This is a genomic window from Corynebacterium tuberculostearicum, from assembly GCF_016894265.1.
Taxonomy (GTDB): domain Bacteria; phylum Actinomycetota; class Actinomycetes; order Mycobacteriales; family Mycobacteriaceae; genus Corynebacterium; species Corynebacterium tuberculostearicum_D.
In genome coordinates, this window is sequence record NZ_CP069791.1 from 2,049,123 (window position 1) to 2,075,248 (window position 26,126).

At 60.7% G+C, this 26,126-nt stretch carries 20 protein-coding genes and 1 tRNA gene; 7 read left to right on the forward strand and 14 right to left on the reverse strand.

Annotated elements, in window-relative coordinates:
• Positions 1 to 1,938, reverse strand: a complete 1,938-nt coding sequence (locus tag I6J28_RS09785) for a BCCT family transporter (protein WP_204609577.1) — start codon at positions 1,936 to 1,938, stop codon at positions 1 to 3.
• Between the two features lie 194 nt (positions 1,939 to 2,132).
• Here I6J28_RS09785 and I6J28_RS09790 point away from each other — a divergent pair, with 194 nt between their 5' ends.
• Positions 2,133 to 3,218, forward strand: coding sequence for a hypothetical protein (locus tag I6J28_RS09790; protein WP_204609579.1), 1,086 nt, complete (start codon positions 2,133 to 2,135; stop codon positions 3,216 to 3,218).
• Positions 3,219 to 3,245: 27 nt separating this feature from the next.
• On the opposite strand, the gene selB is transcribed toward I6J28_RS09790, so the two are convergent.
• From selB to I6J28_RS09805, 3 genes are all read right to left on the reverse strand, one after another.
• Positions 3,246 to 5,018 (reverse strand): selenocysteine-specific translation elongation factor, encoded by a 1,773-nt coding sequence (gene selB / locus I6J28_RS09795; RefSeq protein WP_204609581.1) that lies wholly within the window; start codon positions 5,016 to 5,018, stop codon positions 3,246 to 3,248.
• The gene (gene selA, locus I6J28_RS09800; RefSeq protein ID WP_204609583.1) at positions 5,019 to 6,335 is read right to left on the reverse strand and encodes an L-seryl-tRNA(Sec) selenium transferase; all 1,317 of its coding nucleotides are present in this window, start codon (positions 6,333 to 6,335) and stop codon (positions 5,019 to 5,021) included. It abuts the gene before it with no gap.
• Positions 6,336 to 6,360: 25 nt separating this feature from the next.
• A tRNA-Sec gene (locus I6J28_RS09805) sits at positions 6,361 to 6,455 on the reverse strand.
• A gap of 169 nt (positions 6,456 to 6,624) precedes the next feature.
• Between I6J28_RS09805 and selD the strand changes: the two genes are divergently transcribed.
• Together selD and I6J28_RS09815 are read left to right on the forward strand one after the other, a co-directional pair.
• Positions 6,625 to 7,608 carry a selenide, water dikinase SelD gene (selD, locus tag I6J28_RS09810; RefSeq protein WP_204609585.1) on the forward strand — a complete coding sequence of 328 codons (984 nt, stop codon included), beginning with the start codon at positions 6,625 to 6,627 and terminating at the stop codon, positions 7,606 to 7,608.
• Between the two features lies 1 nt (position 7,609).
• Positions 7,610 to 8,200, forward strand: a complete 591-nt coding sequence (locus I6J28_RS09815; RefSeq protein WP_204609587.1) for a hypothetical protein — start codon at positions 7,610 to 7,612, stop codon at positions 8,198 to 8,200.
• Here the strand turns inward: I6J28_RS09815 and nrfD are convergent.
• From nrfD to I6J28_RS09845, 5 genes are all read right to left on the reverse strand, one after another.
• Positions 8,197 to 9,312 carry an NrfD/PsrC family molybdoenzyme membrane anchor subunit gene (gene nrfD / locus I6J28_RS09820; protein ID WP_204609589.1) on the reverse strand — a complete coding sequence of 372 codons (1,116 nt, stop codon included), beginning with the start codon at positions 9,310 to 9,312 and terminating at the stop codon, positions 8,197 to 8,199. The genes I6J28_RS09815 and nrfD overlap by 4 nt on opposite strands.
• Positions 9,309 to 10,367 (reverse strand): 4Fe-4S dicluster domain-containing protein, encoded by a 1,059-nt coding sequence (locus I6J28_RS09825; RefSeq protein WP_204609591.1) that lies wholly within the window; start codon positions 10,365 to 10,367, stop codon positions 9,309 to 9,311. The genes nrfD and I6J28_RS09825 overlap by 4 nt, the downstream gene beginning before the upstream one ends.
• Positions 10,368 to 13,634: a formate dehydrogenase-N subunit alpha gene (fdnG, locus tag I6J28_RS09830; protein ID WP_239454593.1), complete on the reverse strand. Its 3,267-nt coding sequence runs from the start codon at positions 13,632 to 13,634 to the stop codon at positions 10,368 to 10,370.
• Positions 13,635 to 13,681: 47 nt separating this feature from the next.
• Entirely contained in the window at positions 13,682 to 14,269 is a 588-nt protein-coding gene (pcp, locus tag I6J28_RS09840; RefSeq protein ID WP_204609596.1) for a pyroglutamyl-peptidase I, read from the reverse strand.
• A 186-nt stretch (positions 14,270 to 14,455) separates the two neighbouring features.
• Entirely contained in the window at positions 14,456 to 15,523 is a 1,068-nt protein-coding gene (locus I6J28_RS09845) for a thermonuclease family protein (protein WP_204609598.1), read from the reverse strand.
• 281 nt (positions 15,524 to 15,804) lie between these two features.
• Between I6J28_RS09845 and I6J28_RS09850 the strand changes: the two genes are divergently transcribed.
• Positions 15,805 to 17,166 (forward strand): dicarboxylate/amino acid:cation symporter, encoded by a 1,362-nt coding sequence (locus I6J28_RS09850; RefSeq protein ID WP_204609600.1) that lies wholly within the window; start codon positions 15,805 to 15,807, stop codon positions 17,164 to 17,166.
• 69 nt (positions 17,167 to 17,235) lie between these two features.
• Here the strand turns inward: I6J28_RS09850 and I6J28_RS09855 are convergent, their stop codons facing one another.
• From I6J28_RS09855 to ychF, 4 genes are all read right to left on the reverse strand, one after another.
• The gene (locus I6J28_RS09855) at positions 17,236 to 18,165 is read right to left on the reverse strand and encodes a PRC and DUF2382 domain-containing protein (RefSeq protein WP_204609602.1); all 930 of its coding nucleotides are present in this window, start codon (positions 18,163 to 18,165) and stop codon (positions 17,236 to 17,238) included.
• A 514-nt stretch (positions 18,166 to 18,679) separates the two neighbouring features.
• Positions 18,680 to 19,591, reverse strand: coding sequence for a cation diffusion facilitator family transporter (locus I6J28_RS09860; RefSeq protein ID WP_204609604.1), 912 nt, complete (start codon positions 19,589 to 19,591; stop codon positions 18,680 to 18,682).
• Positions 19,592 to 19,819: 228 nt separating this feature from the next.
• On the reverse strand, positions 19,820 to 20,353 hold the full coding sequence (locus tag I6J28_RS09865; protein WP_204609606.1) for a type 1 glutamine amidotransferase domain-containing protein: 534 nt from the start codon (positions 20,351 to 20,353) through the stop codon (positions 19,820 to 19,822).
• Between the two features lie 128 nt (positions 20,354 to 20,481).
• Positions 20,482 to 21,567, reverse strand: a complete 1,086-nt coding sequence (gene ychF, locus I6J28_RS09870; protein WP_179386300.1) for a redox-regulated ATPase YchF — start codon at positions 21,565 to 21,567, stop codon at positions 20,482 to 20,484.
• Between the two features lie 47 nt (positions 21,568 to 21,614).
• Here ychF and I6J28_RS09875 point away from each other — a divergent pair, with 47 nt between their 5' ends.
• From I6J28_RS09875 to I6J28_RS09885, 3 genes are all read left to right on the forward strand, one after another.
• On the forward strand, positions 21,615 to 23,084 hold the full coding sequence (locus I6J28_RS09875) for an AI-2E family transporter (RefSeq protein ID WP_204609608.1): 1,470 nt from the start codon (positions 21,615 to 21,617) through the stop codon (positions 23,082 to 23,084).
• A gap of 36 nt (positions 23,085 to 23,120) precedes the next feature.
• Positions 23,121 to 24,191 (forward strand): DNA recombination protein RmuC, encoded by a 1,071-nt coding sequence (locus tag I6J28_RS09880; RefSeq protein WP_204609610.1) that lies wholly within the window; start codon positions 23,121 to 23,123, stop codon positions 24,189 to 24,191.
• Positions 24,192 to 24,253: 62 nt separating this feature from the next.
• Positions 24,254 to 25,057: a DUF6542 domain-containing protein gene (locus I6J28_RS09885; RefSeq protein ID WP_239228023.1), complete on the forward strand. Its 804-nt coding sequence runs from the start codon at positions 24,254 to 24,256 to the stop codon at positions 25,055 to 25,057.
• Between the two features lie 65 nt (positions 25,058 to 25,122).
• On the opposite strand, the gene I6J28_RS09890 is transcribed toward I6J28_RS09885, so the two are convergent.
• Entirely contained in the window at positions 25,123 to 26,073 is a 951-nt protein-coding gene (locus I6J28_RS09890) for a 4-hydroxy-3-methylbut-2-enyl diphosphate reductase (protein WP_204609614.1), read from the reverse strand.
• Between the last annotated feature and the right edge of the window lie 53 nt (positions 26,074 to 26,126).

Genomic DNA, 26,126 nt, shown 5'->3' on the forward strand with positions numbered 1-26,126 from the left:
TTAACTTTCTTTCTTATCTTCCGGCACCGGAGAGATGAACTCGCCATTCTTGATAGATGGATCGTTGTCCACATACTCGCCCGCCTCGTAGTCATAGCCCACGGCGCGGCCTTCTTCGTCCGTGCGCGCGTACCAATCGGTCACCTCTGCCGCAGTGGAGTTAAAGTGCGCGCCCGTTGCGTAGTCGCCGTCTGTCGGCTCGATAGACAGGGCAAAGTTATCGCCATAATCGCGCACGCCCCGCACGATCGCATTAGAGACCGCTTCGCCCTCGTAGAAATGACGAATGGAGGCAGGATCATGGCGCAGCTCGCGCACCAACGCTATGCACATAAGCACGATGATGACCGCGAAAGGCAACGCCGTCACCGTAATAAGGTTCTGCAGACCCTGCAGCGCATTACGGCCGCCGGCGAGCAAAATGACCACGGCAATGCCAGCCATACATACCACCCAAAAGACCGTAACGACCGGGTTGGGCTTGGGGTTGCCGCGCTGGGTGAGCTGGGAGTTCACAATGGATGCGGAGTCAGCCGTGGTAATGAAGAAGACCACCAGCATGACGATGACGATGGGCGCCATCCACTCCGCCCCTGGGAAGTGGTCCAAGACCTTGAAAAAGATGTCTTCTGCCGCCGGCATGGAATCAATAGTGCCATCTGGGGCGATATCGCCATCGCGGCGCTGCAGCCAAATGGTGGTACCGCCCAGGATGGTATAAGCGGCAACAATGATGGCCGAGGGAATAAGCAACACACCGAGCACGAACTGGCGGATGGTTCGCCCGCGCGAAATCTTGGCTACGAAGACGCCCACGAATGGCGACCACGATACCCACCAAGCCCAGTAGAAGGTGGTCCAGGAGGACAGGAACGCAACCATGTCTTCCCCCTGGCCCATATTGGCAGAGAGCATCTGGGGCATTTCATCGAGATATTCAATCACCACGGCCGGCAGCATATTGGCCAAGAAGACGGTCGGCCCCACGACGAAGAAGAACAGGGCCAGCGCCATGGCCAACACCAAGTTGATATTGGAGAGCCACCGAATGCCCTTGGCCACGCCGGAGACGGCCGAAAAGATCGTTCCGATGGACAGCACCACGATGATCACCAGCGCCGCAGTATTGCCGGTGGTGGACCAGCCGCTGACCAATTCCACGCCGCGGCCGATCTGCAGCGCACCGATGCCCAGCGTGGCGGCGGTGCCGAAGAGAGTGGCAATAATGGCCAGGCCATCGATGATGCGCGCGGGCAGGGAATCAGAGGAGCGATTGCCAAAGAGCGGCATCAGGATGGAGCTCATCAGCGGCACGCGGCCGCGGCGGAAGGACACGTAGGCCACGCACAGGCCCACGATGGCGTAGATTGCCCAGGCATTAATGCCCCAGTGCATGGCGGCCTGCGCCATCGCTCCGAGCACCGCTTCATCGCTCGCGGCCTCATAAGCGCCTGGGCGCGGCGAAAGGTAGTAGCTCAGCGGCTCAAAGGGGCCGAAGAAGATAATGCCGATGCCAATGCCGGCACCAAAGAGCATCGCCGCCCAGCTCACCGTAGAAAATTCCGGCTTCTCCCCATCTAGCCCGAGAGGGATTTTGCCGTACTTTGAAAAAGCCAAGATGATGAGCAAAAACATCAGGAACGTCGCGAGGGCGGTAAAGATCCAGCCCAAGTTGCGCATCACCCAATCGAGCGCTGCCGAAGAAGCATCGAAGACCTGCTCGGGCGCAATCACACCCCAGATTACGAAGGCGACGACCAGTCCGCCGACCACAAAGAGGATCGGTTTATCCACGCCGTACTTGACCTTCTGGTCCTCAATGGAGACGCCCGGTACCAGCGCGGGGTGGATATTATGCGGGTACATAATGTCCTTTAAGATGCGCTTGGCGTTGCGGGTACGCTTTTTGCTTTCCTCCGAATTATTTACCCCACGCATAGGGCGGGATGAGGAAGACGGTGAAGAAGAGATGGTTCTACTCCTATTCTGTTTTCCGGGTTTCACCTTTAAGAGAGCTGTCTATACATTAATAAAAACTCGCAGGATATAAAGCTGGCGCCAGCCCTATCCCCCATATGCGTAAAATGAGCTACGCATTGTTTACCGGCCTTTAACCTTGGGAGTGACTTTCTATGGCGCTATACCCGCTCGCGACTAGTTACTTCGGCGTGGAGCATGTTGCGGTCCTCGAGCACCCAGTGGTGGGCACCGCGTTGAGCATCCCCGGCGTGGCAGAGCACGCTGCGCTTGTCGACGTCTCCCTAGAACCCGATACCTACACCAACGGCTGGCGCGTTCGCTCAGACTTCGGCTTCTTAGGGTTTCTGGACGAGGTCGAGGCGGCGGAGTATCCCGCCTTGGAGCGCTTGAAGGCCTCCTCTGCACAGCCGCAGACGATCGCCACCGTGGAGGTAGTTGACGGCCAGGTCGAGGTTGCCGTGTCATTGGGCCTGTGGCCGTGGATGGTGCCGGTCAATGACCAACCGCAAGGAACCGCGCTGCTCTCCGGCGGACGAGGCGTGCTGATCGATGCCGGCGCCGGCGACCTATCGTCCGCCCAGCTTGAGCAGATGGGCACGCAGCAGTTCTTCGTCACACTGGACGACCTTGCCGGCACCGCGGTGGCGACCTGCGATGACCTGGTTCTCGGCCCCCTCGGCGACAGTGCCGCGCTCCCTGGACTGCGCGCCGCATTCGCTGCCGCACACGGTTCTGGGGCGCGGCTTTCTGCCCGCGCCTACGCGAGCCGCGGCATGCTTGCCGTCGATATCCCCGCCGATGAGGCCACCACCGCGGAGCTCTTCTCCCCCGCTGTTCCACCACTGCGCGTGCCTGCGCCACAACCTGCGATTCCCGCCGCCGCGCGCGCAGCCACGCCGGCTCAGCCCGAGGTCTGGGAGCACACGCTTTCCGGCGAAGTCATCGTGACGGCGCTGCCCACCGGCTCGCGCCGCCCCAAAGGGCCACAGGCCCAGCCGGCTGCACCCGCTAAGCCAGATGCACCAGCTCAGCAGCACAATGAGCAAGCACAACAACCGCAGGCCAGCGCCAAGCTGGCGGAGTTGGTCTCCTCTATCCCAGGTGAGCAGAATTTCAGCTGGCGTGCGCTGCCGGTAGCCGAAGAACCGGGCCGCTTTTCCTCCGAATCCGCGCGCGTGCGGGCCCGGCGCGTGGCACGCGACACGTCTCACCACCGCGGGGGCAATCACCGCAAATAGGTGCGATGCTCAGCCACAGAGGCCACGCTAACGCAATGTGCGTTGGCCCCCGTCGCCGCGGCGAGTAATCCGCTGGGCGTCGAGGTATTCCAGCAGCGGGATGGCTACCCGTCGCGTAGTGCCCAGCGCTTTACGGGCTGCCGAAAGCGTAAAGGGCTGCTCCAGTTCGCTAAGGCGCCGGCGCGCTTCCTCCGGTGCCGAGGGCAAGAGCACGATTCCCTGCCTGAGGCGCAGGAGGCGCCCGGCGCGCTCGGCGGCGGCAAGTTCCTTTGGGCCCAGGCCCAGCTCCGTTAGGTCATCTGCCTCGGGTGCCGCAAAGGGTTCTGCCTTTAGCCTTTCCTCGATGGCAGCGACCCCACGCTCCGCCGCGCCGAGGTCCGCCCGCTGCCCGGGAAGGCGCAACACTCCCTCGCTGCTTTCCGCCTTCGCAGCGGCGATGGCTAGCCCCAGCAAGCCTTCTTCTTGCAGGCCGAGGGCGTCCATGGCAGCCTTGCGGGGCATTCCCGGTGCCAGGGGATGTGCGGCGGTGTGGGCATGCAGGGCGTCGATAAGCGATTGCTTCCACCGCGTAACTTGGGAGGCGGCAATCCACCAGTCGCGGAAGGCGATAATGCCTTGCGGCGGCGCCGCTGTGGTAAAGCCGTCGCGAGCTAGGCCATCCACCCGGGCGAAGCCGACGCGGCGCAGGTAAGAGGCAGGATCCCGGAATGAGTCCTGGGTGCTGAGCTCTTCTGCGCGGCGGCGGGCGGCACCGCGCCGGTTAAGCTCCGGCGGGCGGAGATCTACGGCTTCTACCCCAGTGACGACGTGCCGGCCACCAGGGCTGCGCACTACGAAGCGATCAAGGAGCTGCAGCGGCAACGGATGCGCCAGGCTGAGACGCGCGAAATCGGCGGACAGCGGCCGCAGGTGAGCCTCGACTCCGGCGGTACCGGTGTGGATGACGAGGTTATCGGGAAGCGCATCGAGCTCCGCGCCAAAGGTGCGGCGGACATCCAGGTGGTTCACCATGCGCCACGCACCTGGGGTAAGCAGCACGTCGCCGCGGTGGATATCGGCAGCGTCCACCCCACGCAGATTGACGGCCGCGCGGGTGACGGGGCCGAGTGAATCCTGCGCGCGATTTTCACTATGCAGGCCACGGATCTCCACGGCCCTTTCCCCACCAGCCGTGGCCGCCTTAAGGCTATCGCCCACGCGCAGAGTGCCCGCGGCAAGCGTTCCGGTCACCACGGTGCCCGCGCCCTTCACGCTAAAGGCGCGGTCCACCCACAGGCGCACGGGTGCCTGCTCATCGGGAGCGGGCACAGTGGCAAGGACCTCATCGAGCGCCTGCCGCAGCGCCGCAATGCCGTCGCCGGTAGGGGCGGATACGGGGATAATGGGGGCGTCGGCAAGCGGGGTGCCGGCCAGCTGCGTTCGGATTTCTGCGGTGCGGTCCACGGTGGCGCGGTCGCTGCGAGTTAGCGCAATAATGCCATGCTTTACTCCCAGCGCACGCAAGGCATCGCGGTGGTCGGTGGACTGGGCCTGCCATCCCTCATCGGCCGCCACCACGAAGAGGACGACCGGGGCTGGGCCCACGCCAGCGAGCATATTGCCCAGGAATTTTTCATGGCCGGGCACATCTACGAAAGCCACATCCGCGCCAGAAGGCAGCGTGGTCCAGGCAAACCCCAAATCAATGGTCAGGCCGCGGCGCTTTTCTTCCTCCCAGCGGTCCGGGTCCATCTCCGTAAGAGCCCGGACCAGGGTGGATTTGCCGTGGTCCACATGGCCGGCAGTAGCGACGACGTACACCTAGCCCACCGCCTTAATAGCGGCAATAACCGTGGCGTCGTGGTGAGCGGGAACGCAGCGAATATCCACCAAGCAGCGGCCCTGATGCACGCGGCCTACCACGGGCGGGTCCTGGCGGCGCAGCGCGTCCGCATAGTGCTCAGGCAGGCTCACTGCATAGCCCGGCAGCGGGTATTCGGGCGCCCCGCCACCGCCCACGCGGCCATCATGAGGCACCACTTCTGCCCCAACTGCCTGCGCGATGGCTTCCGTGCGCTCGCGGTGGGTCTGAGGATCGAGGTGGAGGGCGTCCTGCACCGCATTCGAGGGCGTCGAAATGGCCGCCTCCAGCGCGTTGAGGCGCAGCTTATCTATGCGCACCGCACGCGCCAGCGGGTGCTTCTTCACCGCGGCAATCGCTTCCTTGGTGCCGAGCAAGATTCCTGCCTGCGGGCCACCAAGTAGCTTATCGCCGGAGGCTATGACGATATCGGCCCCGGCGCGCAGCTGAGCCTGGATATCTGGTTCTTCTGGCAGCGCCGGGTCATGGGTGAGCAGGCCGGAGCCCAAGTCCACGATGAGTCGCGTATCGTGCTCCACCGCTAGGCGGTGCAGTTCCTCTACCCCGACTGCGGAGGTAAAGCCCTCGATGCGGAAATTGGAAGGGTGCACCTTCAAGATGGCGCCGGTGTTGACGCCCAGCGCGCGCTCGTAGTCGGCCAGGTGCGTACGGTTAGTCGCCCCAATTTCTTTAAGGCGCGTGGCCGTGGACTCGATGAGCTCCGGCAGGCGAAAGCCCGCACCGATCTCAATGAGCTCGCCGCGCGAGATGATGACCTCTTTGCCGGGAGCGAGCGCAGCGGTGGCCAGCAACAGGGCACTAGCGCCGTTATTGACCACGAGGGCATCTTCTGCACCGGGGCAGGCTGCGAGCAGCGCTGCCGTGGCGCCGGTACCGCGATTTCTGGATCGCTTGCCCGAGTCCAGGTCCATTTCCACATCCGTATAGGAGGCAGCGGCGTGCAGGGCCTCTACCGCGGCGCCGGGAAGCGGGGCACGCCCTAGGTTCGTATGAATGATGACGCCGGTGGCGTTAATGACCGGCTGCAGGGAATGCGCATTCTTTTGTTCCAGGCGCTGCGCAATTTCTGCGGGTATATCGCTGACCGGCAGCTGACCGCGGCGCGCTTGGGTGACTGCGCCCTGGATTATCGCGCGGATGGTGTGCTCGGCTAGGCGGTGGCGCGCGGATTCTACTTCCGGCAGCTGGAGTAGCTCGTCCATGCGGGGGATATTCCTGCGGGGATCCGGGCTGGCAGCAGGCGTGGGCGTGGGCACTGTGGCATTCCTCCTTGCGCGCGGGTGGCGGAGACGGACAGGAATCGAACCTGCCAGACCGAGATGCTCGGCCTCACCGGTTTTGAAGACCGGGGCGCCCACCAGGACACGTACGCCTCCGTGTGCTCACCTTACACGGGCATTCCTCGGTACCGAGACACCTACCAGACGCTACATTCACCGCGGTGCGCCACGGTGGCTCCTGCGGCGCCCGAGGAGATTCCTTTGCTGCGCATTATTCCCGCTAATACGCAGCAAGGGGCTCCCGTAGAACTAGTAAAATAGCCGTATGACCGAAGATATTAAGCTCACCTCTTTTGCCGCCGGCGGCGGCTGCGCTTGTAAGATCCCCGCTGGCCAGCTCGAATCCGCCGTCGAGGGCCTCATTGGCAAGGCCGACCCCAACGTGCTGGTTGGCTTGGACGATGGCGACGATGCCGCGGCCGTCAAGATTCAAGATGGTCTGGCGGTTATCTCCACCGCTGACTTTTTTACTCCTATGCTCAATGATCCTTATGACTGGGGACGGGTGGCCGCGGCCAATGCACTCTCTGATGTCTACGCCATGGGCGGTACCCCGGTTACCGCCATCAACCTCGTGGGCTGGCCCAATGAAAAGCTTGGCCTGGATGTCCTGCGCGAGGTCTTGCGCGGCGGCATGGACATAGCCACCGAAGCCGGCATCTCCATTACCGGTGGCCATTCCATCACCGCCCCTGAGCCGCTCTACGGTATGGCCGCCACCGGTATCGTCGCCCCCGATAAGCTCATGCGAAACGACGCCGCTAAGGCTGGTCTTCCTATCACGCTGACCAAGCCCATCGGCGTAGGCATCCTCAATAACAAGCACAAGGCCACCGGCGAGGTATCCCAGGCCGCGGTAGATTCCATGACCGCCTTGAACCGCGAGGCCGCCCACGCCGCGGTGGAGGCGGGCGTACGCGCGGCCACCGATGTCACCGGCTTCGGGCTGCTCGGCCACTTGTACAAGATGTGCCGCGCCTCCGGCATCGCCGCCGAGCTCGATTTCTCCGCCGTGCCCACCATCGAGAGCGCAAAGGAAGCACTGGCAGAGGGCTTCATCCCCGGCGGTTCCCGCCGCAACCTGGACTGGGTGCGCCCACATCTCGATTCCTCTTTGAGCGAGGAAGAGCTAGTGCTGCTTGCCGACGCCCAAACTTCCGGCGGCCTCCTCCTCATCGGCGAGGTTCCCGGCTACCCCGTCATCGGCCATACCACCGAGCGCACCGGCGATGCGTTCATTAAGGCTTAAGATGCGCCGACGCCTCCCCGCTTTCCTGGCCCTCGCCTCCACCGCCCTTGCCGCAGCGGGGATGGTGGGGTGCTCGTCCGAGGGGGCATCGCCAAGCGGATGCTCCCCTGTTGATATTGCCGCGGTGCGCGAGGCCCTGCCGGATTCGCTCGCTAAGGCGAAGCTCGACCCGCACTCCACCGACGAGGATGAACACTCCTTCTCAGTGCTCTACCGTGCACAGGATAAGGAGCAGGTCAGCCTGCTGGGGACGAAGTATGAGGCCGAGGGCGCACCCGTGTGCCCCGAGGATCCCGATGAGGCGGCACAGCGTTACTTAGAGCTGCTGCACGACGACCTCGATGCCCAAAACGCCGCCCAGCAGCGCCCCGCCAATGAGTACTCCCCCTTCGAGTTCACCGCCGCTGACAGGCGCTTTTATTGTTCTGCCTGGCCGGTCGAAGAGTCAGTGTCTACCACCTGCGTGACCACCGTGGGCGATGTGGCGCTGAACTACTACCTCCACCGTGATGGCCGCGATTCCGCAGCCGAGCAACAACGCATGGAAGACATCGGCTCGGAGCTCGCCCCCGTCCTGCAGGACCTGGACTAGTCCGGGCTCACCACATCGTGGTCGAGGCCCTGCTCGCGCCGGCGCTTTTCCGCCCGGCGCTTCTGCGGCCCGATGGTGGTCTCCGGATTCTTCACCGCTTCCAGCCCAGCGTTGAGCACGCCAAAGCGCGTGCACGCCGAGCCTGCCAAGAGCGAGAGCCCCGCGGCTACCGAGACGGCCCGCGACTTCGTCACCGCAGCCACTGCACTACCGACACCGCCGGCCGCGATGAAGCATTCCGAGGCCTTCATCAACGCGCCCGGCCTGCCCTCGTGCAGCGCCTCGCGCGGCTCCGGCTCCATGCCTTCTTCAAGAACCTTGGTCGCCACCAGATCGCTGGCCGCCGCGGCCATACCCAACGCGCGGGCCGGTCCCGCGTGCTCGACCGGAGTGGTCACCATAGCCAGGCCTGACGACGCCGCGCCCGCCGAGGAGACGAAGACATACGGCAGGTGCTTTTTCATGTCATTCCACACCGGGTTCGAGGTATTAGACAGCAATACCGCGGTATAGCCCGCGAGCGGACCACCGAGTACGCCCGCGACCGCGCCCGCCGGCCCGGCCGACTTCTTCAGCGCCGTACGCACAAACTTCGGCAACGGCAGCTTGTGGCCGGTCGCCGCATCCACTTCCGCGGCGGCCGGCAGCGCGGCCGCGCTGGCAAATCCCGACAAAATCCACGAGCCCATGGACATTGGCGAGGTCACCTTGAAGACGCGGAACATGTTCAGGGCGCGTTCCGGGCGGCCCAAGTCCAGAATCAAAAAGACCGATCCCACGGCCGCCGCGCCAAAGGCAGAGATACGGGTGGTGCGCCGCAGCGGTGCATTGCCCGCGGCCTGTGCACCAGCGGCCAAGAGTCCCGAGCCACCGCTCACACCGCCCAGAAAGAGGTAGGCGCCGATAGGCCATTCCCACGGCGGAGCCTTCACCACAGGTCGGCCATAGTAAGACGAGAACTCGAAGTCCTGCGCCATGCGCTCCTCTTTGGAGCCGTCCTGCGCGCCGGCGCCCGGCCGCTTCCGCTTCTTCTTCGGCTTTGTACCGTCGAATTTCCGGTAGCGATTGCGTCGCTCCGGCTGCGGTGGGCGATACTCATCAAAGTTGCTCATTTGCGTCCCCCAATCAGGAACGAACCGGCCACGGCCAGCGCCATGCCGCCGATAGCCTTGGCTGCGGTCTTATACATCTGCGGTAAATCGGCCGTCGGCACGCGCGGGTCCGGCGGCAAACCGTAGACCTCAGGTGAATCCAGAAGCAGGAAGATGGAGCCGGTTCCGCCCACGCCATCGTCCTGGTTGGCGCCGTAAAGGCGGGCCTCGGTAAGCCCTTGCTCGTGCAATACACGCACGCGTTCCTTGGCTGCGGCCACCATCTCTTCATACGGGCCGAACTGGATGGAATCAGTAGGACAGGTCTTAGAACATGCTGGCTGTTCTCCCTGCTTCAGGCGGTCGTAGCACATGGTGCACTTTTGGGCCACGCCCAAATTCTTAATCGGCATCGACTCGCCAGGTGTGTGGTCAGGGCCCTGCGGGGCAAGCTGCTTGAGCTTTTTCAGCACGTTCACGCCGGCATGGGAATTATCCACGTAATCCACCGTGGCCGTCTTGTCATACTTCAGCGCCACACCGCCGTCATCGCGGCGCTCGATGACGCCAAACGGGCAACCGGCCACGCAGGTGCCGCAGCCATTGCACACATCATCCTGGACCACAACGGTGCCAAACTCGGTGCGGAACAACGCGCCGGTAGGACACACGTCCAAGCAGCCCGCATGCGTGCAGTGCTTACACACGTCCGAGGACATGAGCCACCGGAACGTATCCGTATCCGGCGGGGTGGTATCAACCTCTGGGGCCTGCACCCCTACCGAGGGCATACCCAGGGAAATGAGATTCTTTCCCTCCTCGCGGGCATGCTCGATGCGGTCATTGTTTTGCTCCACAAAGGCCACGTGCCGCCAGGTATTTGCACCCAGTGCGCCGGTGTTGTCATAGGAATCACCCGTGACGTCATAGCCTTCTACCGGGTTGCGGTTCCACTCCTTGCACGCCACCTCGCAGGCCTTACACCCGATGCACACGGAAGTATCGGTGAAAAAGGCCATGCGGCGGTACTTGTCATAGCCATGCCGGCTCGCGTTTTCGGTCAGAAGATTTGTCATTTACTTACCTTCTTCGCTTTCCTCGCCCTTCTCGCCGTGCTCATCCGCATCCGCGGTCTGTGGCGGCTCTGGGTTATAGGTGAAGGAATCATTCACGGTGAGCAGATCATTGCCGGAATCCAGGTTCAGGTGCGCGCGCTTCTGATACTCCTTGAGCATCTCCATACGGGCCTCACCGCGCGGGCGACGCCCCGGCTGGATATCGCAAGCGCCGATCTTGGAATTCTGGATGAATACGTTCGGCTCCAACGTAAGGCCCAGCAGATCATTGGCGCCATCGCCTGCAACGGCTGTGGAATCGGACTCGCCATAGTGATACGGCAGGCCGATCTGGTGGAACTCCTCACCATTGATCTTCATCATCTGCATGCGGTCAGTGACCAAGACCTGTGCCTCAATGACGCCGCGCGGCGAGATGATCGTGGCCCACTTGCCGTTTTCCAAGCCACGCTTTTCTGCCAAGGCCTTATCGACCTCGCAGAAAAGGCCCGGCTGCAACTCCGCTAGGTACGGCAGGCGGCGCGACATCGCACCCGAGGTATACATCTCGGTGAGGCGATAGGTGGAAAAGACAAACGGGAACACCTCCGAGCCCGGCTCACCAGGCTCTGGGCGCGACAGGTTGTCTGGGCGCTTAATGGTCAGGCGCGTCGGCGATTGCTGCTGTTTGTACAGCACGTTGTGCACCGGGGACTCGTGCGGCTCATAGTGGGTGGGCAATGGGCCGTCGGAAAGCCCGGTCGGTGCAAAGAGCCAACCGCGGCCATCAGCCTGCATGATGAAGGCATCGGTGCCGTCGAGGGCGTCCGGGCCCACGGCGTCGACCGGAGCCTTGTAGTCCGGGGCCTTGGTAGCCGGGAAGTCCGGCACGTCATCGCCAACCCATTGACCCTGGTCAGCGTCCCACCACACATACTTCTTGCGCTCGGACCACGGCGTGCCGTCAGGCTTCGCCGAAGCACGGTTGTAGAGCAGACGGCGGTTGGCCGGCCATACCCAACCCCACTCGGGAGCTACCTCGTTTTGCTCCGAACCCGGTACCTTGCGCGCGGACTGATTAATGCCGTCCTTAAACACGCCGGTATAGATCCAGCAACCGCCCGAGGTGCTGCCGTCATTCTTCATCTCCACGAAGGCAGGCAAAAGCTCGCCCTTCTTCGGGCCCTCTAGGTAGTAGCCGTTGATCTCCTTGAGGACGTCCTCAGAATTCGGCTCGCCTTCCTCGGTTTCCACATAGTCCCAGGTGACCTTCTGCAGAGGAATATCTCGCGGATCGGTGGAATCGCGCAGGCGCTCCTTGATCTTCTTGCCCAGCTGGTAGAAGAACCACAGGTCACTCTTGGCATCCCCTGGTGGCGGGGCTGCCTGGAAGCGCCATTGCAGCATGCGCTGCGTCTGGGTAAAGGTTCCCGCCTTTTCCACGTGGGTGGCCGCCGGCATCAAGAAGACCTCGGTGCCGATGTCCTCGGTCTTAAGCTCGCCGTTTTTAATCTCCGGCGAATCCTTCCAGAAGGAGGCGGTCTCAATCTCCTGGAAATCGCGTACGACCAGCCACTTCAGCGCCGCCAAGCCACGGCGTTGCATACCGCCATTGGACTGCGCGACGGCCGGGTTCTGGCCAAAGACAAAGTAGCCTTCCACCTGCTCATCCAGCATGGCCATGAGCGTTTCATAGGTCGAATGCGCACCAGAAATGCGCGGCATGAGGTCATATCCCCATCCGTTGTCCTTGGTTGCCGCATCGCCCCAGTAGGACTTCATCAGCGAGACCACGTAGTTCTCACCGATCTGCCAAAAGCCCTTCTGCGACTCATTACGGATTCCATCAACGAACTCTGGCCAGCTTTGCTTATCGACGCTCGGCATGGGCAAATACCCCGGCAACGAGTGGAACAACGTCGGGATATCGGTAGAGCCTTGAATCGAGGCGTGACCGCGCAACGCCATAATTCCCGAACCTGGGCGACCCACATTGCCGGTGAGCAGCTGCAAGATGGCGGCGGTACGAATGAACTGCGCACCCAGGGTGTGCTGGGTAAAGCCCAACGCATAGGCAAAGCAGGTGGTGCGATCCGGCGTGGAATTCCGCGCGATCGACTCCGCTAGGTAATAGAAGTCCTCCTGCGCAATACCGCAGGTCTCCTCCACTACTTCAGGCGTATAGCGCGCGTAGTGCCGCTTGAGAATCTGGAAGACTGAATTCGGATGCTCTAGCGTCTCATCGCGTTCCACATTCCACGACGCACCCTCCGGCTTCTGTACGTACTGCCACGAATCCGTGACGTACTTACCGGTCTCCGGGTCATAACCAGAGAACAGGCCGTCTAAATCCTCGGTGTCTTGGTAGTCCTCCGAGATGATCATCGGCGCATTGGTATACGCCACCACGTAGTCATGGAAGTACAGCTCGTTTTCCAGCAGGTAGTTAATGACTGCGCCCAAAAGCACCACGTCCGTGCCGCCGCGAATGCCGATGTGGCGATTCGCAAAGGCTGACGTGCGCGTATAACGCGGATCCACGTGAATGATGCGTGCACCACGCTTCTTGGCTTCCACCACCCACTGGAATCCCACTGGGTGGCACTCGGCCATATTAGAACCCTCAATGACGATGCAGTCCGCATTCGCCATATCCTGCAGCGGTTGGGTTGCGCCGCCGCGGCCAAACGAAGTTCCTAGACTAGGAACGGTGGCGGAGTGTCATATACGCGCCTGGTTCTCGAGCTGAATCGCGCCAGCGGCGGTAAACAGCTTCTTGATAAGGTAATTTTCCTCATTATCCAAGGTCGCACCGCCCAAACCGGCGATGCCCATCGTGCGATTGAGCGGACGGCCTTCATCGTCCACATCCTGCCAGCCATTGCGGCGGGCTTCCAAGAAACGATCCGCAATCATTTCCATCGCGGTATCTTCATCAAGATCCTGCCACTCCGTAGAGTGCGGCGCACGATACTTAATCTTGGTAAGGCGCGTAGCGGAGTTGATCAACTGCTCCGACGCGGATCCCTTCGGGCACAGGCGCCCACGAGAAATAGGCGAATCCGGATCGCCCTCCACCTGGATGACGCGTTCATCTTTGACATATACGCGCTGCGAGCAACCAACCGCGCAGTACGGGCACACCGACTGCACCACGCGGTCCGCTTCCACGGTGCGCCCATGCTTATCTTTACTCTTTTGAGACTGCGTATTGACGTCCCTTCCGAAGGGATCGCCACTGCGCAGCTGGCGCACAACCGGCCAGTTGAGAGGGCTAAAGCGAGACATGTCCTTTAATCTATATTTCGCCGGTTAAAAAAGCCACAAAGGCTACCCTAACTAGCTTGCACCGCCCAGAGTGCCCGCTTAATCCCCTCGACGATCTCCGCCAGCTCCATCATGGGCTTATCCGTTTTCTCCTGCTCTGTAATGAACGGGACGTGGACAAATCCTGCACGCACCCTCGTCGCTGCAAAGTGGTGCAGGAGACCATAGAGCAGCTGATTGCATACAAAGGTCCCGGCCGTATTCGACAACCGCGCCGGACTATCCTCCATTGCCGCAACCATTTCCTTTACCGGCAACGTAGAGAAGTATGCCGCCGGGCCGCCTTCCACAACCGGTACATCCACCGGCTGATAACCCACATTATCAGGAATATCGGCATCCATAACGTTAATCGCGACCCGCTCTGGAGTGATATGCGCCCGCCCACCGGCCTGGCCCAAACATACAATTGCATCGACCGCCGAGCCCTCCGCGGCCTCGATCGCCCGACGCAGCGATTCCCCGAACTTCGTCGGGATCACCAGCTTGATGAGCTCCGCGTCTCCAATGCGATCCGGCAGTTGTTGAAGCGCTCGTTCCGTGGGGTTGATGCTCTCTCCGCCGAACGCGTCAAATGCGGTTACGAGGATTTTCATGCTGCCAGTATTCCAGATCCCGGGCCCTCCCACCCTTCGCGCTCACCGGCAGCGCTTGGATGGCACTTCCCCTTGGTCCCGGTGAGCGGCAAGGGCGTAGGCCCTAATCCCCGCTCCCCTCGCGCTCACCGGGAGCCATACTCCAAGCACTCAGGGCCCTGCCCGTGAGCGCGAAGGGCGGGGTGCCTAACCGATCTGCTGCTTCGTAGTGCAGTCGATCTTCGCGTATGAACGTCCATTCTTATCTACAGACGTCATGGCATAGTTTCCGCCATAAGCTCGGCACCCGGTGTAGTTATCGACCACCGGTGCCGGCCGAGGTGCGGGCTGCTGCTCGGGCGCTTGGTATTCAGCCACCTCGTCGTGCGTTTGTTGCTCCGCTACCTCTACTTCCGGCGCATCGTGCTCCTGCTGACGAATCTCTTCTTTCCGCTCCTCTGCACGGCGGCGTTCTTCTTCCTGGCGCTCCTTCTCGCGCTTCTCTTCCTCCAATTTCTCGATCTCTTCGCGGGCTTGTTTCTCCTTTCCCTCAAGCTCGCGTTCCTTCTTCGCGGCAATCTCCTTGGGAGCATCCGGATACGCTGCTTTCTGGAAGGTGCTTCGAGCATCTTTGTGGCGAGTCAGAACCGCTAATCCGGCCTTCGCAGCTGCTGACTTGTCCAATACATCCTCGTACCCTGCAATATCAGCTTCCCCGGAAGCTGCAAATGCTGCCGCCGCAGCTTCAGCGCCGCTAAGCGCTTCGGCCATGTCCTCATCGCTGGAGACCTTGCACTCGTCCGAGACCCCAAAGATCCCTTCGCCAGCATCTTTAGGGCGGCGTTCGGCGTTGTGCACTTCGTCATAAAACTTGTCGTTTCCACCAAATACGACTGCAGTGGCCAGCCCTTCGGCCGCGACATCCGCGTTAATGAAGTCATCGTCGATAAAGACACCGGCAAGGGTGCGGCCGTACTTGTCGGTCCGCTCGGAGTCATATTCCAACCGAACCTCCGTCCCCTTTGGCAGCCGTCCTTCCAAGTACTGCTTCGCTTCCTCCGCGAGGCACTCACTCGGTTCGCCGTTATGGCCGATTTCCGGCGTATCAATATTAAGTAGCCGGACGCGGGTATTTTCGCCGTCTATGTCGACGTCAATGGTGTCGCCATCGATCACTCGATTGACCACCACTGCATCTTCATCGCCGCCGCCTAAGGCAACGGACGCCACTGCGCCAACTGCGAAAATGCCAACGAGAGGTTTAACCCAGCCCATGAATGTTCCTCCTGAGAAAGATAGAGAGAGTAGCTACTTAAAGTTAGCAATGGGACACACGTGGTAGTTCAAGCTCCCCTCCCTTCGCGCTCACCGGCGTCGAAAAGCAAGCGCAAAACCACCTCTCCGTGAGCGCGAAGGGTGAGGTTGTGGCCACAGCAAATATCCCGCACCTTGTACCCAAAGAGGTTGAAGGAATAAGCTGAGCGATGTTGAAGTTGAACAGAACAGTATCTGGAAAATAGTCCGATCTGTCCATTTTTATTTTCAAAGGAATCTTAATGTCTCAACAAGAATCTTCGCGCTCCAAGCTTCCAGGCTGGGCCACGGGATTCGGTGCCCAGGTCATCGCGGGCCTTATTATCGGCCTCATCCTAGGCTTCATTGCCTCCGGCATGGATACCGACCCAGACAACCCCGGCTGGTTGACCACCCTACTCACGGGCGTCGGCGGCGCCTACGTCCAGCTACTCAAGGTGATGATCCCGCCACTGATCTTCGCCGCTGTTGTCACCTCCGTCGCTAATCTGCGCAAGGTGGCCAACGCCGCGTCCCTGGCAATCTCCACACTGGTATGGTTTGCCATCACCGCATTCTTCTCCGTCTTGACGGGCATCATCGTCGCCGTCGTGATGAAGCCGGGCATCGGCACAAGCATCGATGCTTCTACCGCGCAGGACCCTTCCCACGTCGGTTCATGGACCGCGTTCTTTGAGCAACTTCTCCCCCAGAACTTCGTGGGCCTTTCTGCCTCGCTTTCCGACGGCGAAGTATCCCTCAGCTTTGGTGCCCTCCAGCTCCTCGTCATCTCGCTAGCCATTGGTATCGCCGCCGTCAAGACTGGTAAGTCTGCTGAGCCTTTCCTGCGCTTTACCGAGTCCTTCCTGAAGGTCATTCAGGTCATCCTGTGGTGGATTATCCGCCTTGCCCCGATTGGCACCGCGGCCCTTATTGGTAAGGCCGTAGCTACCTACGGCTGGGATGCATTGGGCTCGCTGGGCAAGTTCGTCTTGGCCATGTACGTAGGCATGGGCCTGGTATTTGCCGTGATCTACCCGGCAGTACTGAAGTTCAACAAGATCCCGGTCATCGGCTTCTTCAAGCGCGTGTGGCCCGTGACCTCCCTGGGCTTTGTCACCCGTTCTTCGATGGGCGTCATGCCAGCTACCGAGCGCTTCAGTGAAAAGGCTATGGGAGTTCCGTCCGAGTACGCTTCCTTTGCCATTCCGCTGGGCGCAACTACCAAGATGGATGGCTGCGCTTCCGTATACCCAGCCATCGCTGCCATCTTCGTCTCCCAGTTCTACGGCATCGACCTTGACTTCACCCAGTACCTGCTCATCATCTTCGTGTCCGTTATTGGTTCCGCTGCTACTGCAGGCACCACCGGCGCAACGGTGATGCTCACCCTGACGCTTTCCACGCTCGGCCTGCCACTGGCCGGCGTTGGTCTCCTGCTTGCTATCGAGCCGATTATTGACATGGGCCGTACCGCACTCAACGTCACCGGACAGGTGCTGTGCGCCACCATCGTGGCTAAGCGCGCCGGCATCCAGGACAAGGCAACCTGGGATGCTGCCGAGAACGGCGTCAAGGACATTATGGATTCTGACTCGGCTGAGGCCATCGGCGTCAAGGCTTAAACCAGTCTCCTAAATAGGCAAAAAGAAACGCCCGCAAGGTAATCCTTGCGGGCGTTTAGCTATGCGCTTTTACTTCTTGAGGCCGTCAACACCATCGGTGTCGATCTGCTCCTTGCGCAGCTCCTCGGTGTGAGTCTCGGTGTCGCGAACGGTGTCCTTCTTCAGGTTGATCTTCTCAACCGGAACGGTTTCCTTGTTCACGTTCACGCGCTCCTCGTGCAGGGTGACGGAAGCTTCCTCGGAGTCACCGGAGATGGAGCCGTTGTAGTTCTTGGCATCCTCAGCGTTGATCGGGGTGCGCTCGACGCGAACCTCTTCGCGCTCAACCGGGACCTCAACGCTCTCAGTGTCGGTCACAACGTACTTGCGCAGGCGAGCCTCACCGGTAGCCACGCGCTCCTTGTTGACGTTGAGCTGCTCCTCGGAACGGATGAGCTCGCCATCGTTGTTGGTGCGTGCAGCTGCAGCGTCATCAGCTACGCCAGCCTTGCGCTCGGTAGCAGCGTCGTCGGTGGTGTGGGTGGCTGCCTTCTTCTCGTCAGCGTGTGCACCAGCAACGCCTGCACCTGCAACACCTGCGCCAGCACCAGCAGCGCCAGCACCTGCGGTCAGGTTGTGGTCCTTGTCAGCGCCAGCCTGAACGTCGCGCTTGGAGTCAAGGTTGGAATCCTTGTAGTCGGTAACGTCGTGTGCGTTTTCCAGACCGTAGTGCTTGAAGATATCGGACTGTGCCTCAGGGGTCAGCGGCTTATCGGAGTCGAAGTCCGGAGCATCCTTGATGCGGTCCTTGGAGAAGCCCAGCTTCAGGTCGTCGCCGGAGAAGTCGTGTCCACGCAGCGGAACTAGGCTGGAGTTCATGCCGAACAGGCCGTGGTTAACCTCAACGAAGGTAGGCTGGCCGGACTGGTCATCAACGAATACCTCGTTAACGTCGCCCAGCTTCTCGCCGTCCTTGTCGTATGCGGTTGCGTTAAAGAGGTCCTTAATGTTCTTACCCATTGTCAGTAAATCCTTTCTGCTATTGGTATAGCTATCTTCAATCAAACAAAAGGACATTTTCTAACCCCGCCACGTGGAGTGTGGGGGTGAAAATCTCCAATTGATTGCTGTGACAACCACCATACGGAGAATTCAAATTTTTTCGACCGCTAGCGGGAAATTTCCTCGATTTTGTTCACCAAAGCCGAGCTTCATGCAGCTCAGGACGGTTGGTAACAGTTCTATAACATTGGGAAAACTGCACCATAAGTACCCAAACCGCGGGAGGCGGATGTCGAGTCTCTCGCCCGCAGCGCCCTAGCCGCGACCCCTCACGATCTCCAAATCGTCCATTGTTCACCACACCCCCGAAATGCGGTGACAGCGGTACCACAGGATTCTTTAAAGAGGGTGTAGTTTTACCCCGCCAATTTACAGGCAACATACAAGCCCGTGCCCCCGAACAGGCCTACACACATATTGGTCTAGTGCGCATACACCACAGTGGTCGGCAGAAAGCTGAGAAGATTAAGCCTTAGCGGAATAGGTACGGACGCCGATTTTCCAGGCCGGCTGGTTCCACATGAATGAACGCACTGCAGCCTGGGTAGAGCTCGTCGAGGGCAATTTCCACTGCGTCTGCAACCTCGTGGGAGTGCATGACGCTCCACTCCCCTGGCACCTCCATGGTCAGGTACACCAACCGCTGGCGGCCAGAGGCCACGGTGCGACGATCCGTGAACGTTACCGAGTGTTCCTGCTCCAGCCGGGCTAGCAATTGCCTAATATTCTGACGCTCGTCGTCGGGAAGCGCCTCAGAAAGAAGGCTACTCACCGAGTCGCGCAGAAGGCTATAGCCCGTCCACAAAATATTGATGCCCACTGCGAGCGCCACTACAGGATCCAGCCACCACCAACCAGTAAGGAATACGGCGGCGATGCCTATAAGGACGCCGACGGAAGTCCAGACGTCGGTAAGCAAATGGTGCCCATCCGCGTCCAAGGTGGCGGAACGATAGCGCTTACCTGCACGGATGAGCGCGATGCCCACCGCGCCGTTGAGCACGGACGAAAGCGTTGACAACGCCAAGCCCCAGCCCGGCTCTTCAATAGGCTGCGGAACAAAGAAGCGTTGGATCGCCGTATAAATGATCATGCCGGCCGCAATAAAAATCATGGCGCCCTCTACCAAGGCGGAGACGTACTCGGCTTTGCCGTGGCCAAACTGGTGGTTATCGTCGGCCGGCTTAGCGGCGATACGGAGGGCATTAAAGCCGGCGACGGCCGCGGCGAGGTTTACGATGGATTCGAGGGCATCGGACAGGAAACCCACCGAGCCGGTAAACCACGCTGCCAATGCCTTGAGGATAATGGTGACCACAGCGGCGGCGATGGACAGCTGCATGAAGCGCTCAAGAATGCGCTGCTCTGAGCCAATAGAGGACATAGTCACTTCTCCCTTCGGTTCGGTTGCGGACCGAAGGTCTCGTTCACGGCCGCGGGGCACTGCGGGCGCTGGCTGGCCGGGCTACACGCCAGTATGTCGACCAGTCATCTCGGAGCTAACCGAGGGAACTACTCCCCTTCAGGAAAACCTAACTCTATCGGGCATGCGACACCGGCGCAAGATCGAAAAAAGCCACGGGAAACTACCGTGGCTTACATTCGCGGAACTTTAGTGCTGTCCCTCTGCAAACTCTTCTACCAGCTTGGCGTTAAAGGCTGGCAGGTCATCTGGAGTACGGGAAGAAACCAAGCCCTGGTCGCAGTGGACTTCCTCATCTACCCAGATAGCGCCTGCATTGCGCAGGTCGGTCTGCAGGGAGGGGAAGGAAGTCAGGGTACGTCCCTTGAGGGCCTCAGCATCAGCCAGAATCCAAGCACCGTGGCAGATAGCGCCGAGCGGCAGATCCTTGCTCATGTGGTTGCGCACGATTTCCACTGCGGCCTTGTCCAAGCGGATGAGGTCGGCGTTGTCGGTACCGCCAGGCAGAATAATGCCGTCGAAAGACTCGCCGGTGGAGTCAGCGGTAGCGGCGTCCACGGAAATCTCCGTACCCTTCTTGCCGGTGATGGTGCCGGCCTTTGGGGCGAGGACACGCACGGTAGCGCCAGCGTTCTTCACGGCCTCCAGCGGGGAGGTCAGCTCAGAGTCTTCGAAGCCATCGGTAGCGATGATGGCAATGGTCTTGTTATCTAGTTCAGCCATGTTGCGGCCTCCTTTGTTCGGGTACGCCGCCCACAGTAACGCGGAAGGTTTGCCTTCGCTACCTTCTCTTGCGCGCGAGTGGGCGGCGCCTTCTCCCTCTGGCAAAGGGCCAGTTCAAAGGGGTGGGATTAGCCGCCGATCTTAAAGTCGCACACATCGCCGTCCTGCATGATGTAGTCCTTGCCCTCTTGGCGGACCTTGCCATGCGCACGAGCCTCGGCCATGGAGCCGGCGGCTACAAGGTCATCGAAGGAAACGATCTCGGCCTTAATGAACTTCTTTTCAAAGTCGGTGTGGATGACTCCAGCGGCCTGCGGTGCGGCAGAACCCTGCTTAATGGTCCACGCACGGGCCTCCTTCTCGCCGGCGGTGAGGTAGGTCTGCAGGCCCAGGGTGGCAAAACCTGCCTTAGCCAGGGTAGCTAGGCCCGGCTCATCTTGGCCTACGGCCTCGAGCAACTCGCGGGCTTCGTCTTCTTCCAGCTCAAGCAGCTCGGTTTCCGTCTGCGCATCGAGGAATACGGCCTCGGCCGGGGCGACGAGCTGGCGGAGTTCTTCCTTCTTAGCGTCGTCGGTAAGCACTGCTTCGTCCGAGTTAAAGACATAGAGGAAAGGCTTAGCCGTCATCAGGTGCAGATCGCGCACGAGGGCGAGGTCAATCTCGCCCTCCTTCGCGGCGGCGAAGAGGGTGCGATCATCTTCCAGAATCTCCTGGGCCTTCTTGGTTGCTTCTACCTCGGCGGCCAAGTCCTTATTCTTGCGCGCATCCTTTTCCAGGCGAGGCAGGGCCTTTTCGATGGTCTGGAGGTCCGCAAGAATGAGCTCGGTATTAATAACGGAGATATCGTTGCGCGGGTCCACCTTGCCATCGACGTGAATGACATTGTCATCAGAGAAGGCGCGTACTACCTGGCAAATGGCGTCTGCCTCGCGGATATTGGCTAGGAACGCGTTGCCCATACCTTCACCCTGCGAAGCGCCGGAGACGATGCCGGCGATGTCCACGAAGGACACGGTGGCAGGCAGGATGCGCTCAGAGTTAAACATCTCCGCCAGCTGGGTCAGGCGGGAATCCGGCAGCTCCACCAAGCCCACGTTGGGCTCGATGGTGGCAAACGGGTAGTTCGCCGCCAGGATCTCGGAACGGGTCAGGGCATTAAACAAAGTGGACTTGCCCACATTGGGCAGGCCGACGATTCCTAGTGTAAGACTCACGGGGCCAATCCTAACGCACCCGCCTTCTTTTAAGGCAAGATGGTGGGGTGAATTCTGATAACCAACCGCTGCCCGATGACCCCCAAGCGGGCCTGGGCGATAAGTTTGATGAAAGCTTCGACACCAGCAAGCTGGAGGATGTATCCCCACATCCACCAGGCGATCAGGTAGACCGCTCCGTCATCGCCGGCGAGGTGGTTAAGGCCGCTTCCCTATGGGCCGTTCGCCTGCTCATCATCTGCGTATTCCTCTACGCCCTCTACCGTTTGCTGGGTAACTTCTGGCAGGGGCTTTTGCCAGTTCTTTTGGCCCTTATTATCTGCACCGTTCTGGCACCGGTGGCTAAAAAGCTGCGCAATATTGGCCTTCCCGCCGCGTTGGCGGCCGCCGTAACCATTTTGGTTTCTTTCACGGCTGTTGGCGGCCTCATTGCTTTTGTTGCCCCAGATTTCATGCGGCAATCCCGGTCGCTGTATCTGCAGACGGTCTCCGGCATCCAAAGCCTGCAGCTCTGGGCCCAGGGTCCACCGCTCAACCTTGATAGCGATGACATGAGTAGCTACATCGACGAGGCGGCGTCCTGGCTGCAGCAACGTGCCGGCGCCATCGCGGGCTCGGTCTTTACCGGCATCGGCACCGCCACCTCCATCTTGGTCACGCTCTTCATCGTGTTGGTGCTGACCTTCTTCTTCCTGAAGGACGGCGCTAAGTTCCTTCCCTGGCTGCGCGATGCCACGGGCAAGCGCGCCGGCTGGCATCTGACGGAGCTGCTTACTCGCGCCTGGAATACGCTGGGCGGCTTCATTCGCGCGCAGGCAGTGGTTTCGCTTGTCGACGCCGTCTTTATCGGCGTCGGCCTCGCCCTTATCGGTGTTCCGCTGGCCATGGCTTTGGCGATCATCACCTTTATCGCGGGCTTCATCCCCTTCGTCGGCGCGATCGTGGCCGGCGCCCTCTCCGTCACCATCGCGTTGGTCTCCCTTGGCGTAACCAAGGCTCTTCTCGTCCTCGGCTTGGTGTTGCTGGTCCAGCAGTTGGAGGGCAATGTCCTCTCGCCCTGGCTGCAGTCCAAGGCCATGGACCTGCACCCGGTCATCGTCTTGGTTTCCGTCACGGTCGGCTCAGCTCTCTTTGGCCTGATAGGTGGTTTCCTCGCGGTTCCGACGGCCGCCATGTTTGCGGTGGCCTACCGCTACGGACAAGACATGATGAAGCTACAGTCGGGCGAAAAGACCGCCGCGGATCTGGACTTTTCTACCGTAGCTGGTTATCTCATCGGCCGCTACACCGAAGACCAAGGGCGCTATAAGCGCGAGGCATGGCTCAAGATGCCGGACTATGCAGCCCCAGAAGGCGCGTTTGCCGACGTCTCCGCGGACGGCGATTCCAATTCCCTCGACGCCGCCCTCAATGTGGAATCCACCCCCAAGGAGCATGACAAGCCCGGCATGCGCGCAAACCTGCGCCGCGCCCGCGACGCCTTCGAAGGCCTTTTGAACGGAGATTCGAAAAAATAATGGGTCGTGTCGGCCGCGCGTGCCATGCTGGAAGTCATGACTTCCACTTTGCCCGTGCTGCTACTTTTTATCGGCCTCATCCTCGGCGCGGTAATGGGCTGGCTGGCCCATTCTTACTCCGCTACGCGCTCCGCGCCGAGCGCCGAGCACCGCGCGCTACAAGACTCGCAGCGCCGCCAAGCCGAACTCCAACCGCTAGAAAAGGCCATGGACCGCTTGGGATTTCAGCTCCAAGAAATTGAGGAAGACCGCACCGCGCTGCTCGCCTCCCTCTCCAGCCAGGTGCAGGCGGTGACCCGCACCTCCTCCCGCCTGACCGAACGCACCGACAAACTAGTAACCGCTTTGCGCTCACCCAATGTGCGTGGCCGTTGGGGCGAGGTGCAATTAGAGCGCGTGGTGGAGCTAGGCGGTATGACCAAACACGTGGACTTTGATTGCCAGGTCTCCGCCCCATTAGGCGGGCGCATCGTCCGCCCTGACATGCTCATCAATTTGGCCGGTGGCCGCCACATCATCGTCGATGCCAAGGTTCCTTTTACCTCTTACCTTGACGCCCTAGAAACCGATGACCCAGAAGAGCACGCCGGCTTCCTCCGCCGCCACGCGCATTTAATGCGCGGCCACGTCCAAGCACTATCGCAGAAGGACTACATTGAGGCGTTTCAACCAACGCCCGAGTTCGTCATCCCCTTCGTTCCCGCAGACCCCTTCCTTGATGCCGCGCTATCGGTGGATCCAGAACTTATCGAGTACGCCTTTGAACGCAATGTAGTCATTGCCACCCCCAGCTCGCTTTTTGCCCTCTTGCGCACGGTGGCCATGGGCTGGCACCAAGAAGATATCTCCGCCAAGGCTAAGGAGGTCCAGCGCTTAGGGCGCGAACTGTATACGCGCCTGAATACGCTTTCTGATCACTACAGCAAGGTGGGCCATAACCTGGAGAAAGCAGTCGAGGCTTATAATGCCACGCTTTCTTCGCTTGATTCCCGCGTGGGCGTGACCGCCCGCAAATTGCATGAGATGGATATCCCCGGCCGCACGGATCGCACCCCGCGGGAGCCCTTGCCTATTGATACCTGGCCGCGCGGGAATTCGGCACTATAAATCCGCCGCTTTCGTGCGTGGAAATAGCCATGGGCCGGCGGCAACCGGTAGGATCTTCCGACGTGTCACAAGCCAAGCAAAGAAAGTCCTCCGCCGCCCAAAGCTCCGGTCTCCCCAGCATCACACTGGGCAAGGGCCTTGGGCTGCTCGCGGCACTCTTGCTCACGGGCGCGTTGATTTCCATCCTGATGGGTTCCATCGGGTGGGCTTACCTCGCGTTCCTTGTCATCGGCTCGCTGCTGGTGGCGCTCATCGTAGAAGAACGCGGCCTCTTCCTCACCGTGGCTTCTATCCCCATTGTGTATGCCATAACGGTGGGCGTGGCCGGTTTCTTTATCACCAAGGCCAACTTGCCAGACGGCGCATCGGCGTTTTCCAAGACGGCGATCGTCACCGCGGCGTTCCCCCTTGTCCAGAGGTTCCTGTGGCTCCTCATTGCCTTCGTGGGTGCGGCAATCATCGCCTGGCTGCGCTGGGCACGCTATCGCAAGACGGCCAAGCGCACCGCCGAAATGGAAACCGCTTCCCGCCGTGCCGACGCCGAACAAGACCGACGCAACCGCGAGGAACGCCTATCGGTTGCAGACTTGATGGCGCGCGATAAGCCGGCAAAGAACTCCAAGCAGTCTCAAGCCGCACCGCAGCGCGCCCGCGCCTCGCACACGTTAAAGAAGTCACGCCCCGCGCCCAAGGATCGCCTGCGTGGGCGCGACCGTGAAGAGCGCCGCCGAATGCAACAAGAGGAACGCGACAATCCGCTGCGCCCGGATCCAGCCCGGCGCGCTGGCGATTCCGTCCCGGCGTCTCAGCAGGAGAAGGAACAGCCTAAGCAAGGCTGGGACGATAACCTCTACGACGAGGATTAAAGCAAAAAGAAAGGCCCGTTTCCGGGCCTTTCTTTCGTTTTCACCGCCGTATAGGCGAACGCTACTTAGGTGCGTGCTGGGCGCAGGTCGCGCGGCAGGGCGAAGGTAATCGTCTCGGTAGAGGTAGTTACCTGCTCTACGTCGCTATAACCGCGCTCGTCTAGGAACTCCAGTACTTCGCGTACCAGCAACTCAGGTACCGAAGCACCGCAGGTTACGCCGACGGTCTGGACGCCTTCCAGCCAGGCTTCGTCGATTTCCTTGGCAAAATCCACGAGGTGGGAAGCCTTGGCGCCTGCCTCCAGCGCCACCTCAACCAAGCGCACCGAGTTGGAGGAGTTCTTAGAGCCCACCACAATCATCAGGTCGCACTGTGGCGCAATGGCCTTGACGGATTCTTGGCGGTTTTGGGTGGCGTAGCAAATATCGTCTGAAGGCGGGTTCTCCAGGTGTGGGAAGCGCTCGCGCAGCTTATTGACAATGGTGATGGTCTCATCCACCGATAGCGTGGTCTGGGACAGCCAAATAAGCTTCTCATCCTGCAAGAAATCTGGCAACTTGGCGACGCCCTCGACACCGTCCACGAGGTGGGTGACCTCAGGTGCTTCGCCGGCAGTGCCTTCTACTTCTTCGTGGCCTTCGTGGCCAACCAAGAGGATGTGGTAGCCATCGCGCTGGAAGCGCTGGGCTTCCTTATGCACCTTGGTTACCAATGGGCAGGTGGCATCCAAAGTAAGCTGCTTGCGCTGCGTTGCCTCTGCGCGCACGGCAGGGGAAATACCGTGGGCGGAGAAGACTAGGTGGGCGCCTTCTGGTGCCTCAGAGGCCTCGTCGACGAAGATGACGCCGCGGTCTGCCAGAGATTCTACGACGTAACGGTTGTGCACGATTTGTTTGCGTACATAAATGGGCGCGCCGTACTTTTCCAGCGCCTTTTCTACGGTCTCGACCGCGCGGTCCACGCCTGCGCAGTATCCGCGCGGGGCCGCGAGGAGAACATTTTTACCATCAGTCATGGCTCCCAGAGTATCGAAACACTACGCAAAACAATAGTGGGGCCTAACGTCAC

Excerpts from the sequence above, each read along its gene's own strand:
- I6J28_RS09790 (WP_204609579.1), top strand. The coding sequence starts at position 2,133 with ATGGCGCTATACCCGCTCGCGACTAGTTACTTCGGCGTGGAGCATGTT.
- I6J28_RS09815 (WP_204609587.1), top strand. The coding sequence starts at position 7,610 with ATGCGCCGACGCCTCCCCGCTTTCCTGGCCCTCGCCTCCACCGCCCTT.
- selD (WP_204609585.1), top strand. The coding sequence starts at position 6,625 with ATGACCGAAGATATTAAGCTCACCTCTTTTGCCGCCGGCGGCGGCTGC.
- I6J28_RS09880 (WP_204609610.1), top strand. The coding sequence starts at position 23,121 with ATGACTTCCACTTTGCCCGTGCTGCTACTTTTTATCGGCCTCATCCTC.
- pcp (WP_204609596.1), bottom strand. The coding sequence starts at position 14,269 with ATGAAAATCCTCGTAACCGCATTTGACGCGTTCGGCGGAGAGAGCATC.
- nrfD (WP_204609589.1), bottom strand. The coding sequence starts at position 9,312 with ATGAGCAACTTTGATGAGTATCGCCCACCGCAGCCGGAGCGACGCAAT.
- I6J28_RS09890 (WP_204609614.1), bottom strand. The coding sequence starts at position 26,073 with ATGACTGATGGTAAAAATGTTCTCCTCGCGGCCCCGCGCGGATACTGC.
- I6J28_RS09860 (WP_204609604.1), bottom strand. The coding sequence starts at position 19,591 with ATGTCCTCTATTGGCTCAGAGCAGCGCATTCTTGAGCGCTTCATGCAG.
- I6J28_RS09855 (WP_204609602.1), bottom strand. The coding sequence starts at position 18,165 with ATGGGTAAGAACATTAAGGACCTCTTTAACGCAACCGCATACGACAAG.
- I6J28_RS09825 (WP_204609591.1), bottom strand. The coding sequence starts at position 10,367 with ATGACAAATCTTCTGACCGAAAACGCGAGCCGGCATGGCTATGACAAG.
- I6J28_RS09845 (WP_204609598.1), bottom strand. The coding sequence starts at position 15,523 with ATGGGCTGGGTTAAACCTCTCGTTGGCATTTTCGCAGTTGGCGCAGTG.
- I6J28_RS09785 (WP_204609577.1), bottom strand. The coding sequence starts at position 1,938 with ATGCGTGGGGTAAATAATTCGGAGGAAAGCAAAAAGCGTACCCGCAAC.
- I6J28_RS09850 (WP_204609600.1), top strand. The coding sequence starts at position 15,805 with ATGTCTCAACAAGAATCTTCGCGCTCCAAGCTTCCAGGCTGGGCCACG.
- I6J28_RS09865 (WP_204609606.1), bottom strand. The coding sequence starts at position 20,353 with ATGGCTGAACTAGATAACAAGACCATTGCCATCATCGCTACCGATGGC.